Raw genomic sequence first — 14,662 nt, 5'->3', positions numbered from 1 at the left:
TTCGAAACAGTGATTTCTCACAAAGCTACACAAGTAAGCATTGTACTGCAGAGTCGAATGGTTACTGTCTCTTTCTAAAAGTTAGCAGGCCGGCTAAGAATATCAGGAAGCCACCTAGAACTGCCAATAGAGAAGCTCTTGTGCCAGTTTTTGGCAAAGTATTTTCGGCCTGACCGGTCGCTTCTTTTACCTCTGATACCCCTGAAGCAAGAGGTTTTTGTGCGTTTGCTGATAAAGCTTGCGTGCTATTTTTAGCTGAAGCAGCAGACTGTTCTTGTTGAATGTCTTTAGCGGTGTCTTGAGGTTTTTCTTCTTGAGCTGGATTCGCCTTTTTAATCCGCAAAATTGTCGCTGTCAGCGGAGCTAGAGTCAAACCATTACTGTTTCTAGTGACACCAGCTGGATTCGAAATAGCTGTGACTCCTGCGGTATTGCCATCAGCCACAACCTCTGCACCTGCTAGATGTTTGTAGGCTTCACCAAAGTTGAAGTTTCGCTCCTTTTTATCCGCATTGACAAAGACTGCATAAATATCTCCATTCGAAGCAACTACTTGGTAGCCAAGGACAAGGTCTTCTTTCTCAACGCCATCCTTGCCAGGCTGGGTAATGAGAGTCACATTTTGATCCACTTCTGCTTTGGAGCCGCGGGTAAAGGCATCCGTTGATTTCCGCAGACTAATCAAGCCTTTCATATAGGCACGACTCTTGGCATTTTCTGGGAATTTCTCCGCATCAGTCGCCTTGGTCCAATCAAAATGATTGACCGCGTCACTTGAATCATAGGAATCATGAATGAAATACGGGTATTCAAACGGCGTGCCGTCCTCATTGGTCAACAAGTGCGATTTATTTGGAACCTTATCCTCAGAAACAGGATATTTATAGGCAGGATCGCGGAATTGCTTGGTTCGGCCGTATTCTTGACCAGAGTGGATAAATGGAGTTCCTTGCGAAGTCAGCATCATCAGATTTCCTAGGCGCAGGCGGCGATGAATTTCTTGATTATTGGCGGCTACTGCCGGATCTTTCTTGATAGACTGGGCAATGATATCAAAGAGCGTCAGATTATCATGGGCCGCAATGTATTGAATCACATCCCCTGGGCTATCCGCCTCAAAATTGGTTGGCTGCGCCTTGATGTTTTTGAAGACATTTTCCACATTTCGTTTACCGCCAGTGATAAAGGCTGGTGTTCCTTCATTAGGATAACCCGATTTCAAGGTATTACGAATGTCATCTGAGAAGACAGCTACTGTGTCTGTTGACTTCATCCAAGACTGGTCAGCAGGCTGGACAGCTTTATTTTCATCACCTGCATAAGTCTTCCAGCCCTCACCCAGCATAATGAGATTTGGGTTAAGCTTTTTCGCTTCTTCAAAGGCTTTTTGGATGGACTCTGCGTCATGGTCCCCCATCATATCAAAGCGGAAACCATCTATCTTGTACTGCTCTGTCAGGTACTTGATCGAATCCACCAAGACCCGTCTGCTCATATAGTGGGTAGTCCCCAAGCGGCCACCACCAAAGCTGGTTCTCGGTGTGCCATCCGCATCCATAAAGTGGTAGTAATTGGGCTCCAAATCTTCAAAGATAGAGGTCTTAGCCGTATGATTATAGACCACATCCATGATAACGCCCATACCACGCTTATGAATTTCATTGACAAGATTTTTGAATTCTTCAATGCGCTTGGCTGGATCTGTCGGTGTGCTGGAGTACATACCTGTCAGCGAGAAGTAGTTTTGCGGGTCATAGCCCCAGTTATAGTTGCTGTTGCTGGAAGCGTACTTGTCCATGCGCTCAGCATTTTTCAGCTCATTTACAAAGTAGTAACTCAGAACTGGCAAGAGTTGAACGTGGGTCACTCCCAGTTCTTTCAAATAATCCAATTTCTCAATGAAAGCTGAGAAAGTTCCAAATTGAGATTTCAAATCCTTTGAAATAGCTGGATCTGAAGTGAAATCACGAACATGGGCCTCATAAATCAAGGCATCTTCCCGCTTCTTGAAGTTCGGAATAGTGGCATAGGTCAGGTCTTTTGGTCCATATTCACTTGGATCTACAAAGGCCGCCTTAGCAATCTTGTAAGCACCCCCCTTGTCTGCATCTTCACTGTTCCAAGCAGCTAAAGACTTGGCATAAGGATCCAGCACAAGGACTTTTTTGCCGCCACGGGTAATTTCATAATGATAGAAATATCCACGATAGTCAGAAATCCCTAGACCGCTCTCAGGCGTCAAGCTGGTAGTCCATGTGCCAGATTCACCCTTCTGCATAGCTATGCGCCCAACGACCTTGTTCTGGTCTTCTTTGTCATAGACCACCAAATCGACTTGATCCGCACTTGGTGACCAGAAGGTTAGGTCCACCTGTTTGCCCGCTTGCGAAACACGCGCGCCCAAATCACCATCATACTTGTAAAGGCTGTCCTTCAACTGCCAGTTCATGCTAGTTTTGAACTGGTCGTTGCCATATTTGATAAGGTAAGGGGACTGAGCTTGGTTAAAATCACCGATTAACTTTGCGCTTTTATTCTTAGGATCCAGAACCACATCTTTAACAGCGACTTCTCCGCCATCCTTATTGGTAATTTTTAGATTTTTCAGAATATCTTCTTTTTTAACATTTTCTAAGGTAGAGAAAGTCGCCTCAATCTCTGTCAAGCTAACATGCTGGGCTCCTGTCATGCGGATATCATTGACAAAGTACGGGTTGGTATAAACCGTTGGATCCGCATCACGCAAGAAAATCTGGCTGGTCTTACCCAAATTTGCAAAATTATAATCCTGATTTTGAATCTTTACATCGTCGCCTGACTTGCTTTCATCTAAAAGCAAGAAACCAATCATCTTTGCAGCCTCTTTCAGGGGAACATCTACATAGCGACCGTATTTCCCAGTCTTTTCAAAGTCCACTCCATCAGGCCAATTTTGACCTGGATGTTGCACATCTCCCCAGAGCCAGAGGGATTTCTTATCATACTGACCATCTGTACGATAATAGTTGATCCGAAGCATTCCTTCTTTCAAAGGCTCGGAGGTATGAGGATTATAGTCTTTATCAAACCAAACCTCATTCATCTGAGGGCTCAGCAGCTCAACTATCTTATCACCTGTAATGTTTTGGCCTGCCGTATTGTTGATTAAGAGACTAATCTTGCTTCGTTTTTCAGCCATCTTGACATCAAGGTAATAGCCATAATCATCTTTTTTGGCTGTTGCAAAGCTGGTCGCTCCAGTCGGCCAACCTCCCTTTTGACTAGAAGGTGTTTCAACATCATCCCAAGTCCACAGACCTAAGCTATCCAGATTCTGCGATGGTAAGGTTTTGAAATGGAAACGAATATGACCTTCTTCAATAGCAGCTTTTGCAGAAGCTTCCGAAGCAAGTGGCTGACTAACAGCCTCTTGTTTGTCTTTTTCACTAGACACTGCAGCTTCCGTTGCTTCCTGACCAGCTGCTTCTGGAGCTGCACTAGCTCCTTTCGACTCCTGTACCTCTGTATTTTCAGGAGATTGACTTGGCACCGCCTCTGCTAAAGTAGCTTGCCCTAAGCTTCCCTGTTCTGAACTTTCTTTTTTAGCTGAACTATCCACTTCCTCAGCTTTTGCTTCATCTGCTGGCTTAGGCAAAGCTTCCGAATTAGCAGCTGAGACTGCTTCCGTTGCAGGGCTAGTTGTAGCCTTTGTTTCATCCGCTTTGGCTAACTGGGCACCTCCAAAGAGGAAGCCAGAAGCAATCACAACAGATGCGACTCCGACTTTTAAGCGACGAATCCCAAAATAATGACGCTTTTCACTCGTCCGAGACTGTAGATGATAGTTTCTTTTCATAAAATAAAAAAACTCCTTTATTTTTTCCTATAGAAAATACGTATGCAAACGTTTTCTGTATTTATTATACAGATTATCTATTGAAATGTAAAGGTTTTCAGATATCATTTTTTATTCCAAAACTTTATGTATGATTTCAGATTCCTTTCAAAGGATAAGCAAGTATCATTTGAAGTTTTAACTCTTGAATCTACAATAGAAGTGCACAATAAAAACTCATAAGATTTTCTAGTAAAATAGAGTTGAATGAACTAGTTACGAACGGAAATCTTATGAGCTATCACCATTTTACCATAGATGAGCGTGAAACTATTCTGATTTACCGTACAAAAGGACTAAATTTTTCTCAAATCGGAAAATTACTTCATCGTCATCCTTCCAGCATTAGTCGAGAATGGAAACGTCACACTAAACTCCCAACGCTTATAAACTTGCAAAATCACATTGTAGGCGAAAGAGAAAGCTTGAAATAGATCATCATTTAAGTAATACTGTCAAACACCTTTTTCTCAATCGCCAATAGTCTTCTTCGTGAGTGTTTCCCGAAGAAAACTGATTTGGCAACAATTACTGAAAAATCACTTAATGATACCTACTGGCTATTAATCATCCTCCCAGAAAATGCCTGAGTCACAAGACAGCATTTAAAGCACTTAGAGATAAAGTTTTAAAAAGGTTGTACTTTTTATTTCAATTTATCCCCAAAAAATATATCCTCCTGCTAACTCTTCCTCCTCTCCTTCAAAAGGAAAAGACACAAAATTTTCCCCTCATCCGACACTTACTTTTGACGACAGGTTGACCGAAGAGCGATTTATCCTATAAACAGATATGAAAAGAACGTTCGAGGTCTAGATTGTCATGAATTTATAGGAAAAGTGCCCAGCCGAGACCTAGGTTGCCGTTAACATATAGCAAGATAGGCTGTTCCAGCCATAGACCTCTATAACGGAAGCTTTTCTACAGTTTGTCTGCAACTACAACTGGCAAAAAGTAAAAAAGACTGAGGCAGGCGCCCCAATCTTCATTCTTCAGTAATAAATTGACTCAAAATTCCATTGATAAACTTACTTGATTTTTCATCTGAGAATTTTTTTGCTAACTCAATCGCTTCGTTGACAGCGACAAGCTGCGGAGTTTCATCATATTCCACTAGTTCATACAAACCTAAACGCAGAATATTTTTTTCTACTAGAGTCAAGCGATCCAGGGTCCAGCCAGCCTTCAAATACCGGCCAATCTTGTCATCTAACTCACTCTTGGATTGCATGACGCCATTGACCAGATTGAGCAAGAAGAGAGGGAGTTCAACTTGCTCCTCTTCTTCCTTATCGTGTAGATAAGCAAAGCGACAAGCCTCAACTGTATCTCCATCATATTCCAAGCTCATTAAAGCCTGAAATGCTCTCTCCCGTAAATCACGTCTTGAATCTACAATTACCTTACTCATTGAGGAAATCCTCATCAAATAGATCTTTCAAATCTGGTTTTGGAGATTTTTCTGGGACAATGCCTGCAACGTGAATATTCACCGCTGACAGTTCCACCTCAGCCATATCATTAACAGCGCTTTTGACCGCTTTTTGAATCGCAACTGCAACTGTTGGCACACTGATACCGTACTCCAGATACAGGTAGATGTCAACTGTCACATCGCCACTTTCATCAGTATGAAGAGCAACACCGCGTCCGAGCGTGCGCATAGAGAGGCTGTCTGACATGCTTTTATTCGCAAAAGAATGAACGCCCTCCACCTTTGCCGTAGCAATGGCAATGATTTTTTCCAAAACTCGTGGCGCAATGACGATTTCGCCTAATTGTTCGTTTGCCATAAGAATTCCTTTCTATCTGAAAGAGTGAAATTACGCACGAGAAACGTAAGTTCCTTCTGCAGTGTTGATAATCAGTTTTTGACCAACTTCGATGAAGTCAGGTACGTTGACGACAAGACCCGTTTCAAGAGTAGCTGGCTTACCAGAACCTGTTACAGTTGCGCCCTTGATTGACGGTTGTGTGTCTGTTACGACCAATTCAACAGTTGTCGGCACTGTTACACCAATCACTTCTGTTCCGTAGAATTGGATTTTCACGTCTGAGTTTTCAAGGATGAATTTCAGCTCTTCTTCTACATTGACTACTGGAATTTCGTATTGGTCATAGGTCTCAGTATTCATGAAATAAGCTGTATCATCCATTTGGTACAAGTATTGTGCTGGTACTGTTTCGATAATCGCTTGTTCAAATTTTTCTTCTGGACGGTAGCTAGTATCAAAAGTAGAGCCTGTACGGACATCACGCAATTTCATACGCATGATTGTATTTCCCTTACCTGGTTTGTGGTGACTTGCTTCCAACACGCGGATGAGTTTTCCATCTGCTGTTTCAAAAGTCATTCCAGCTCTCAGCTTGCTTGCTTCAATCATTTGTTTTTTACCTCTTTAATAAATAATTTACTCTTTATTGTACCATAAAGCCTGACAATTCTCAAATAACAATCAACTCTTTCGGCGCAAGAGTCAAGACTTCACAGCCTGTTTCGGTGATGAGAAGATCGTCTTCGATACGGACACCGTATTTCCCATCCAGATAAATCCCTGGCTCATCTGTCAGAACCATGCCCGCTTCAATCGGCTCTTCTGACTTGCCAAAGTAAGGAATCTCATGAATGTCCAGACCGATACCGTGGCCAATCCCGTGGCTGAAGTAAGGACCGTAGCCAGCATCGTTAATAATCTGACGCGGAATCCGATCAAAATCAATCCGGCTAAGACCAGCCTTGGCTACTTCTATCAGGGCTTGATTGCTACGAAGAACAATATCATAAATCTCCCGTTCTTCATCTGTCACCTGCCCCACATGAATGGTTCGTGTCATATCGCTGACATAATGATTGTAGTAGCAGCCAAAGTCCATGGTCAGAGTTTCACCCTTCTGAATCACCTTGTCACTGGCCACACCATGAGGCATAGCAGAGCGGTAACCCGAAGCGATGATGAAGTCAAAAGAGGCACCTGAAGCACCTAGCTGGCGCATGCGAGCGTCCAAAAAGTTCATGACAGCCAACTCCGTCGTCTCACCAGGCTTGATAAAGTCCAGCACATCCAAGAAGGCTTGATCCGAAATCTGGCAGGCCTTGCGAATGGTCTCGATTTCCTGGGCATCCTTAATCATGCGCAGCTTTTCAATAAAACCTGTCATCGGCACCAGTTCATGAGCAACAAAAATACTTTCCAGCATTTTAAAGTAAGCATAGGAAATCTCATCATCAAAACCGATTTTTTGCAGCTTATCGTCCGCAACGATTTTGGCAATTTCCCCAATCGCATCGCGCGTTTCCACAATGTCAAAGCCCTGAACCACTCCTTTAGCAATCAGGGTATAGCGCGCATCCGTCAGGAAAATTCGGCGCTTTTTACTGATGAAAACCGTCGCTTCTGTCCCGCTGAAACCAGTCAGATAGTAAATATTCTTCAGATTTGTCACTAGGACAGCATCACATTCCGTCTGAGCTAATGCAGCTTCAAACTTTTTAACTCTAGATAACATTCAATACCTCCATGAAATAACTAAGCTTATTATATCAAAAAACAAGTCAAATAGGGCATTTTTTAATAAGCCTTATCTGGGACTTAGAATCCAACGAGCATTCTCCGACACGGAAAATCCCCATCTTTAGAAAAGAACAGGGATTTTTGATGAACTATTTTATGTGCAGCTTGCCTTTCAAGTACTGGCCGGTATAGCTGGCTGAATTAGCAGCGACTTCTTCCGGTGTCCCCGTCGCAATGATCGTACCGCCACCTACACCGCCTTCTGGTCCTAAATCGATGATATGGTCAGCTGTCTTGATGACGTCTAGGTTATGCTCGATAACGAGCACAGTATTGCCATCGTCCACAAAGCGTGATAACACGTGAAGGAGCTTGGCAATGTCTTCGGAATGAAGACCCGTAGTCGGCTCATCCAAGATATAGAAGGACTTGCCAGTCGAGCGCTTGTGAAGCTCGCTGGCCAGCTTCATCCGCTGGGCTTCACCACCCGACAAGGTTGTGGCTGGCTGCCCCAGAGTCACATAGCCTAGCCCCACGTCCTTGATCGTCTGGAGTTTGCGGGCAATCTTGGGAATATGCTGGAAGAATTCTACCGCATCATTGACTGTCATGTCCAGAACCTGAGCGATATTCTTCTCCTTGTAGTGGACTTCTAGAGTCTCGCTATTATAACGGGTGCCGTGACAGACCTCGCAGGCCACATAGACGTCAGGCAGGAAGTGCATTTCAATCTTGATAATCCCATCACCCGAGCAGGCCTCACAGCGACCGCCCTTGACATTAAAGCTGAAACGGCCCTTCTTGTAGCCGCGAATCTTGGCTTCATTGGTCTTGGCAAACAGATCGCGAATATCGTCAAAGACTCCAGTATAAGTAGCTGGATTCGAGCGCGGTGTCCGGCCAATTGGGCTCTGGTCAATATCAATCAAGCGATCCACATGTTCAATACCACTGATTTTCTTGAATTTTCCTGGCTTGGCAGAATTGCGGTTGAGTTTTTGAGCGATGGCCTTTTTGAGAATAGAGTTGACCAGCGTTGACTTGCCAGATCCAGAAACTCCCGTCACAGCGATGAATTTGCCCAAGGGGAATCTGGCCGTGATATTCTGCAGGTTATTTTCCTGAGCACCAGTCACTTCGATAAAGCGACCAGTGCCGACACGGCGCTCCAGCGGTACTGGGATTTCGCGCTTGCCTGACAGGTATTGGCCTGTGATGGATTTCTTGTTCTTAGCCACTTGCGCAGGAGTACCCGCTGCTACGATTTCACCACCGAAAACACCCGCTCCTGGTCCCACATCAATCAGCCAGTCCGCCTCCCGCATGGTGTCCTCATCATGCTCAACTACAATGAGGGTATTGCCTAGGTCACGCATCTTCTTGAGGCTGGCAATCAGGCGGTCATTGTCACGCTGGTGCAAGCCAATAGAGGGCTCGTCCAGGATATAAAGGACACCGCTCAGATTAGAGCCAATCTGGGTCGCCAAGCGAATCCGCTGACTCTCACCCCCTGATAGAGTCCCAGCCGAGCGAGACAAAGTCAGGTAATTGAGCCCAACATTATTAAGGAAGGTCAGGCGGTCATGGATTTCCTTTAGAATCGGCCGAGCAATCGTCGCTTCATTGTCAGTCAAGCTAAGCTTGTCCAACCGAAGCAAATGATCTGCAATGGACAAGTCTGAAATCTCACCGATGTGCAATCCATCTTCGCCGCCAACCTTGACAGACAAGGCCTGAGGACTGAGTCGGTAGCCGTGGCAAGCCGCACAAGTCAGCTCATTCATATAAGTCCTCATCTGCGTCCGAGTAAAATCACTATTGGTTTCATGGTAGCGACGGTTGATATTAGTGACAACCCCCTCAAAAGGAATGTCAATATCGCGCACACCGCCAAATTCATTTTCATAGTGGAAATGGAACTCCCGCCCATCTGAGCCAAAGAAAATCAGCTGTTTTTCTTCCTCAGTCAGCTCCTCAAAAGGCTTATCCATATCAATGCCAAAAGCCGCCATGGCCTGCTCCAACATCTGCGGATAGTAGTTGGAGGAGATGGGATTCCAAGGTGCTAGCGCTCCTTCGCGCAAGGTCTTGCCAGCATCCGGCACAACCACATCTAGATCCACCTCCAGCTTAACCCCTAGGCCATCACAGTCCGGACAGGAACCAAAAGGTGCATTGAAAGAAAAGAGTCGTGGCTCTAGCTCTGGCACCGTAAAGCCACAAACTGGACAGGCATAGTGCTCAGAAAAGAGCAGCTCTTGACCGTCCATGGTGTCAATCACCACATAACCCTCAGCAATCCGCAGAGCTGCTTCGACCGAGTCAAAGAGACGGCTGCGCACCCCTTCCTTGATGACAATTCTGTCAACTACGACCTCAATGTCATGCTGTTTACTCTTGGACAGCTCTGGGACTTCCGTCACATCGTAGACATCCCCATCCACGCGCACACGGACATAACCGTCTCTCTGAATCTTATCAAAAACGGTCTTATGCTGACCCTTTTTCTTGCGGATGACCGGCGCCAAAATCTGCAAACGCTGACGCTCTGGCAATTCCAGAACCTTGTCAACAATCTGCTCAACAGACGAAGCCTTAATAGCCCCGTGGCCGTTGATGCAGTAGGGTGTCCCAACACGAGCATAGAGCAGGCGCAGGTAGTCATTGATTTCGGTAGCTGTTCCCACTGTTGAGCGGGGATTCTTACTGGTCGTCTTCTGGTCAATGGAAATGGCTGGACTAAGACCATCAATCGAGTCCACATCCGGCTTTTCCATATTGCCCAAAAACTGCCGAGCATAGGCCGACAGGCTCTCCACATAGCGGCGCTGCCCTTCGGCATAGAGGGTGTCAAAAGCCAGACTAGACTTGCCCGAACCAGACAAACCGGTCACCACGACCAGCTTGTCCCGCGGAATTTCGACATCAATATTTTTTAAATTATGAGCTCGCGCTCCATGAATCACAATTTTATCTTGCATTTATTCCACACTTTACCTTTAAACTTCCTCTATTATAGCAAAATTTTCTGCAATCTTTTGTCCCAAAAATCGGAATTTGTAGTATAATAAGACGGTGTGTAAAAATAATTCTAGGAGGAGACATGAAACAAGTATTTTTATCAACAACAACCGAATTCAAAGAAATTGATACACTTGAAGCCGGAACTTGGATTAATATGGTCAATCCTTCTCAGAGTGAATCTATAGAAATTGCTAATGCCTTTAACATTGACATTGCAGACCTGCGGGCTCCGCTCGATGCGGAAGAAATGTCTCGGGTTACCATCGAAGATGACTACACACTGATTATCGTGGATGTGCCCATCACAGAGGAAAGAAACAACAAGACCTACTACATCACGATTCCGCTTGGTATTATTATCACCGAAGAGGCCATTATCACCACCTGTTTAGAAAAATTGCCTCTGTTGGATATTTTTATCAGCCGCCGCTTGCGCAACTTCTATACCTTTATGAAGTCACGCTTTATCTTTCAGATTCTTTACCGCAATGCCGAACTATACCTGACAGCCCTGCGTTCCATTGACCGCAAGAGCGAACAGATTGAGAGCCAGCTGCACCAATCCACGCGAAATGAAGAGCTGATTGAGCTCATGGAGCTTGAAAAGACCATCGTCTATTTCAAGGCCTCCCTCAAAACCAATGAGCGCGTGATTAAGAAGCTGACTAGTGCCACCAGTAATATCAAGAAATATCTGGAAGACGAGGACTTGCTGGAAGATACCTTGATTGAGACCCAGCAGGCCATTGAGATGGCCGATATTTACGGAAATATCCTCCACAGCATGACAGATACCTTTGCCTCTATCATCTCCAACAACCAGAACAATATCATGAAAACACTGGCCTTGGTGACAGTTGTCATGTCCATTCCGACCATGATCTTTTCAGCCTACGGCATGAACTTCAAAAACAATGAGCTCCCTCTAAATGGCGAACCGCATGCTTTTTGGATTATCATGTTCATCGCCTTTGCTATGAGCGGTTCTCTAACCCTCTACCTTTTCCATAAAAAATTATTTTAATCATCAGAAAGGATACCTATGTCACAAGTATCATTAGACAAACTCAGTAAGAAAAACAAGGAATTTATCCACATTGCCACCCACCAATTGCTCAAAGATGGCAAGTCGGACCAAGAAATTAAAACCATCTTAGAAGAAATCATTCCAGAAATTTTGGAAAATCAAACCAAGGGAATCACTGCCCGCGGCCTCTACGGAGCCCCAACTACTTGGGCCTCTTCCCTAACTGAAAAAGAACGTTATGATGCTGAGCATCCAAAGGAAAATGACGATCCAAAATGGATGATGCTGGACTCCGTCCTCTTCATCTTCGGTTTCTTCACCGTTCTGACTTCCATCGTCAACTTAGCATCTTCTCAGCCATCCGTTTATGGGATGACAACCCTTGTATTTGGAAGCCTTGTCGGCGGCCTCGCTTTCTATGCTCTCTATCATTTTATTTACCGCTTTTATGGACCAAATACAGAGCGCAGCCAAAGACCACATTTACTAAAGTCTATCCTAATCATGGTAGGAGCCATTGCTCTCTGGACTCTTTCCATCGTTGGATCTAGCCTCCTTCCTGACTTTCTCAACCCACATTTCTCAAACATCGTAGTTGCTATCATCGGAGGAATCACTCTAGCACTCCGTTTCTACCTCAAGAAACGCTTCAATATCAAGAGTGCGACGATGGGGCCAGCAAGATATTAATCAGCATATCAAAAAGAGGTTTTACAACCTCTTTTATTTTGCCCTTTTTGAAAAGTATAATACCAACTCATCGTTATTCTCGCATGGAGCATAGGGAGCGAGCAGTTGATTTTGAAACCAAACACCTGAGCCATTTGGAATATAACCTCGGTGTACATACAGCCGTTGGGCAGGACCTTAGCCTTTATGCAAAGCAACACCCAAACTAACTACATCTGAGTAATTCTGACCTACTTGCTCTGCTTTGTCCAATAAAGCCGTGCCAATACCCTGTCTTTGGAAACTTTCAAAAACATTAAAATCAGTTAACTCAGAATAAAGGCCTGCAAAGGACCATGCTTGGCTGATGGGATGACTGTAATGTAAGCAGCTAGAAATGTCCCATCAACAGCCACCAAAACTTGGCGCTCACCCGTCGCTTGCTCCAGAAATTAGTTTTTCAGAGTCTCTCTACGGTCTGGCCAGCCTCGCTGAATAAAAGCATTCGCTAACTTTTCTATATCCTCAAAAAGCATTTTCCTGATGATTCGTTCTTCTGTCATGGTACGTCTCCTATATCTTGACCTTTTTCCTCTATTCTGGCACTTTTGAATAGGCAAAAAAAGAAGCCCTCAGGCTTCTTACTTAGCTCAATTCCGCGATAATAGCCTTGAGCTGGTCTTTGGTGTGAACACCTGCGACTTGCTTCACGACTTGACCGTCTTTCTTGAACAGAAGGGTCGGAATGGACATAATGCCAAATTCACGGGCAGTATTTGGATTTTCATCCACATCCATTTTAAGGATTTTCAATTCATCCTCATGAACTTCCCCAGCCAACTGCTCCAAGATAGGCGCCTGCATACGACATGGACCGCACCAAGCTGCCCAAAAGTCAATCAAAACCAGTCCGTCTTTTGTTTCTTCTGCAAATGTTGCATCTGTAACTGCTGCTACCATAAATCTTCTCCTTTAAATAGCTTACTTTTGATAACATTTTACACCAAAAGCAAGAGAAAGAAAAATATTTGCTACGGTTAGGATCTTAGTCACTCAGTGAGAAATGGTTGGTCATGAGATTGCTGGAATCCAAGAGTACTTTCTCCAAGAGCTGGTCTGTCGCTTCTTGCACCTTGTCGCTCATGGCTTGATTTTCAGCTTCAAAGTCCACAGCCTCGCCCCTAGCCAGAGCTCGGTCTACCCGACCAATCATTTCATGGCCCCAAGCCATAGTCTTTTCCTGATAATCATCCAAGTCTCCGACATGACTGCTAAAATGAGCATCAGCCAACCCAGCAATCAGTCGGTTGGCCCAGTAGAAAGAATCCGTCGAAACCTTGTCCGTCGTGTTGGCAAAGTAGTCTGGCGTTGTCGAGACTTGAGTAAAGAAAGGAACGGCTGTATTGTAAGGCATAGAGCCGTAGGACAGCCACTGGATACCAGTCGTTTCCTGTGGTTGATTAGGGCGCAGTTGCAAGATGGCTGTCTGACTGGTCCGATTGATTCCAATAGTCCGGAAGGCCCGTCTGCTGTGGTGGTCCCCCTCTGCTCCGTAAGGATCATAAGGCGAATCCTGATAGTGACTGCTCAGGACATACTTGACATCCTCTATAGTAATCTTGCGATATGGCTTGCGGCACCAAGGAATGAAGAAACTCCTTGGATCTTGCTCCACTTCTGGATTGAGGAAACGCTGGATATCCCAAGCTCGCGGTGTATTGTAATGGCGGTCCTTATCCTTCTGGCTGCCAAAAGCATAGCGTGGATTGAAACCCTCGTCCGAGTAATTCAGATTGAGATGGTTTTCCTCGATAAACTTTTGGAGATTCGGATGACAGAGGAATTCCTCCGGATTCTCAAATTCAAAATAATCGCTGCCCAGCTGATTGGGATTGGTCACATAGGCGTCATCCGGCACGCGCCGCGCCATCCAATGGTGGCCGCCAATGGTTTCCAGCCACCAGATCTCATTAACATCTGAAATAGCAATCCCATTGGACTCATAAGTGCCGTACTCCTCTAGGATTTTCCCTAAGCGGAGAACTCCTTCGCGAGCCGTCTTGATATAGGGGAGAACCAGCGTAAGGATATCTTCTTCGCTGATACCTGACTCTACCAAAGGGTCAGCTCCCAGCACGCGGCTATTAGTGGTAATGGTTTCTGTCGCGCTGACAGCAACATTGTAGCTGTTAATTCCAGCTGCTCCCCAAATCCCGTCCTTGGGAACTGCGTCTGGCACTGCTGTATAGCGGACTGGATTGTCCGGCAAATCCATCTCAAAAGACGTCAAAACAGACTGATAATGTCGGGGCTGGTCTTGTGGCTCCACTACGACAAATTTCTTGGGCGTAAAAACCCCATTTTGTGAATCCTCTGTACGAGCCACAATGGTTGAACCGTCGTAACTGGCTTTCTTGCCCACCAGAATAGTCGTGCAGGAATCTGATGCATGCTTTATTCTCATTATTTTCCCTCCGAAACACTTTATGCTGCTTACATTATAGCAAAAAGCAGGCCCTCATAAAAGAACCTGCTGGTATCTCTTCGCTGAAATTT

Annotated in this window: 10 protein-coding genes and 3 pseudogenes; 4 read left to right on the top strand and 9 right to left on the bottom strand. The window is 45.0% G+C overall.

The features are described 5' to 3' along the window. Positions 1–61: 61 nt before the first annotated feature. Complete coding sequence (locus STRDD04_RS05820; RefSeq protein WP_062200157.1) at positions 62–3,835, bottom strand: pullulanase; 3,774 nt, start codon at positions 3,833–3,835, stop codon at positions 62–64. Positions 3,836–4,107: 272 nt separating this feature from the next. Here STRDD04_RS05820 and STRDD04_RS10570 point away from each other — a divergent pair. Continuing rightward, a pseudogene (locus STRDD04_RS10570) lies at positions 4,108–4,355 on the top strand (helix-turn-helix domain-containing protein); the annotation flags it as partial. Next, positions 4,351–4,502, top strand: a pseudogene (locus STRDD04_RS11455) (IS30 family transposase); the annotation flags it as partial. The pseudogenes STRDD04_RS10570 and STRDD04_RS11455, both read left to right, overlap by 5 nt. Before the next feature lie 357 nt (positions 4,503–4,859). On the opposite strand, the gene nusB reads toward STRDD04_RS11455, so the two are convergent. The 5 genes from nusB to uvrA form a co-directional block, all read right to left on the bottom strand. Beyond that, a complete protein-coding gene (gene nusB, locus STRDD04_RS05815) occupies positions 4,860–5,285 on the bottom strand; it encodes a transcription antitermination factor NusB (protein WP_062200155.1) in 426 nt (141 codons plus the stop codon). Continuing rightward, entirely contained in the window at positions 5,278–5,667 is a 390-nt protein-coding gene (locus STRDD04_RS05810; RefSeq protein ID WP_037617879.1) for an Asp23/Gls24 family envelope stress response protein, read from the bottom strand. Before STRDD04_RS05810 ends, nusB begins: the two co-directional genes overlap by 8 nt. 30 nt (positions 5,668–5,697) lie before the next feature. Next, positions 5,698–6,258, bottom strand: coding sequence for an elongation factor P (gene efp / locus STRDD04_RS05805; RefSeq protein WP_037617878.1), 561 nt, complete (start codon positions 6,256–6,258; stop codon positions 5,698–5,700). Between the two features lie 61 nt (positions 6,259–6,319). After that, positions 6,320–7,381: a M24 family metallopeptidase gene (locus STRDD04_RS05800; protein ID WP_062200153.1), complete on the bottom strand. Its 1,062-nt coding sequence runs from the start codon at positions 7,379–7,381 to the stop codon at positions 6,320–6,322. 154 nt (positions 7,382–7,535) lie between these two features. Next, positions 7,536–10,367 (bottom strand): excinuclease ABC subunit UvrA, encoded by a 2,832-nt coding sequence (uvrA, locus tag STRDD04_RS05795; protein WP_062200151.1) that lies wholly within the window; start codon positions 10,365–10,367, stop codon positions 7,536–7,538. Positions 10,368–10,489: 122 nt separating this feature from the next. Between uvrA and STRDD04_RS05790 the strand changes: the two genes are divergently transcribed. Further along, a complete protein-coding gene (locus STRDD04_RS05790; protein ID WP_037617873.1) occupies positions 10,490–11,434 on the top strand; it encodes a magnesium transporter CorA family protein in 945 nt (314 codons plus the stop codon). Between the two features lie 18 nt (positions 11,435–11,452). Then, entirely contained in the window at positions 11,453–12,127 is a 675-nt protein-coding gene (locus tag STRDD04_RS05785; RefSeq protein WP_062200149.1) for a DUF1129 domain-containing protein, read from the top strand. Positions 12,128–12,160: 33 nt separating this feature from the next. On the opposite strand, the pseudogene STRDD04_RS05780 reads toward STRDD04_RS05785, so the two are convergent. The 3 genes and pseudogenes from STRDD04_RS05780 to STRDD04_RS05770 all read right to left on the bottom strand — a co-directional run bounded on the left by STRDD04_RS05780 (position 12,161) and on the right by STRDD04_RS05770 (position 14,570). Continuing rightward, a pseudogene (locus tag STRDD04_RS05780) lies at positions 12,161–12,555 on the bottom strand (GNAT family N-acetyltransferase). A 196-nt stretch (positions 12,556–12,751) separates the two neighbouring features. Next, positions 12,752–13,066, bottom strand: coding sequence for a thioredoxin (gene trxA / locus STRDD04_RS05775; protein ID WP_037617870.1), 315 nt, complete (start codon positions 13,064–13,066; stop codon positions 12,752–12,754). An 85-nt stretch (positions 13,067–13,151) separates the two neighbouring features. Further along, complete coding sequence (locus STRDD04_RS05770; RefSeq protein ID WP_062200146.1) at positions 13,152–14,570, bottom strand: C69 family dipeptidase; 1,419 nt, start codon at positions 14,568–14,570, stop codon at positions 13,152–13,154. Positions 14,571–14,662 lie beyond the last annotated feature (92 nt).

The organism is Streptococcus sp. DD04 (assembly GCF_001578725.1).
Classification (GTDB): domain Bacteria; phylum Bacillota; class Bacilli; order Lactobacillales; family Streptococcaceae; genus Streptococcus; species Streptococcus sinensis.
This window is presented reverse-complemented; position numbering and strand designations above follow the sequence as displayed.

Bases quoted from the DNA above. Each gene is read 5' to 3' on its own strand.
- uvrA (WP_062200151.1), bottom strand. From the start codon at position 10,367: ATGCAAGATAAAATTGTGATTCATGGAGCGCGAGCTCATAATTTAAAA.
- STRDD04_RS05785 (WP_062200149.1), top strand. From the start codon at position 11,453: ATGTCACAAGTATCATTAGACAAACTCAGTAAGAAAAACAAGGAATTT.
- efp (WP_037617878.1), bottom strand. From the start codon at position 6,258: ATGATTGAAGCAAGCAAGCTGAGAGCTGGAATGACTTTTGAAACAGCA.
- STRDD04_RS05790 (WP_037617873.1), top strand. From the start codon at position 10,490: ATGAAACAAGTATTTTTATCAACAACAACCGAATTCAAAGAAATTGAT.
- nusB (WP_062200155.1), bottom strand. From the start codon at position 5,285: ATGAGTAAGGTAATTGTAGATTCAAGACGTGATTTACGGGAGAGAGCA.
- STRDD04_RS05810 (WP_037617879.1), bottom strand. From the start codon at position 5,667: ATGGCAAACGAACAATTAGGCGAAATCGTCATTGCGCCACGAGTTTTG.
- STRDD04_RS05820 (WP_062200157.1), bottom strand. From the start codon at position 3,835: ATGAAAAGAAACTATCATCTACAGTCTCGGACGAGTGAAAAGCGTCAT.
- STRDD04_RS05800 (WP_062200153.1), bottom strand. From the start codon at position 7,381: ATGTTATCTAGAGTTAAAAAGTTTGAAGCTGCATTAGCTCAGACGGAA.
- STRDD04_RS05770 (WP_062200146.1), bottom strand. From the start codon at position 14,570: ATGAGAATAAAGCATGCATCAGATTCCTGCACGACTATTCTGGTGGGC.
- trxA (WP_037617870.1), bottom strand. From the start codon at position 13,066: ATGGTAGCAGCAGTTACAGATGCAACATTTGCAGAAGAAACAAAAGAC.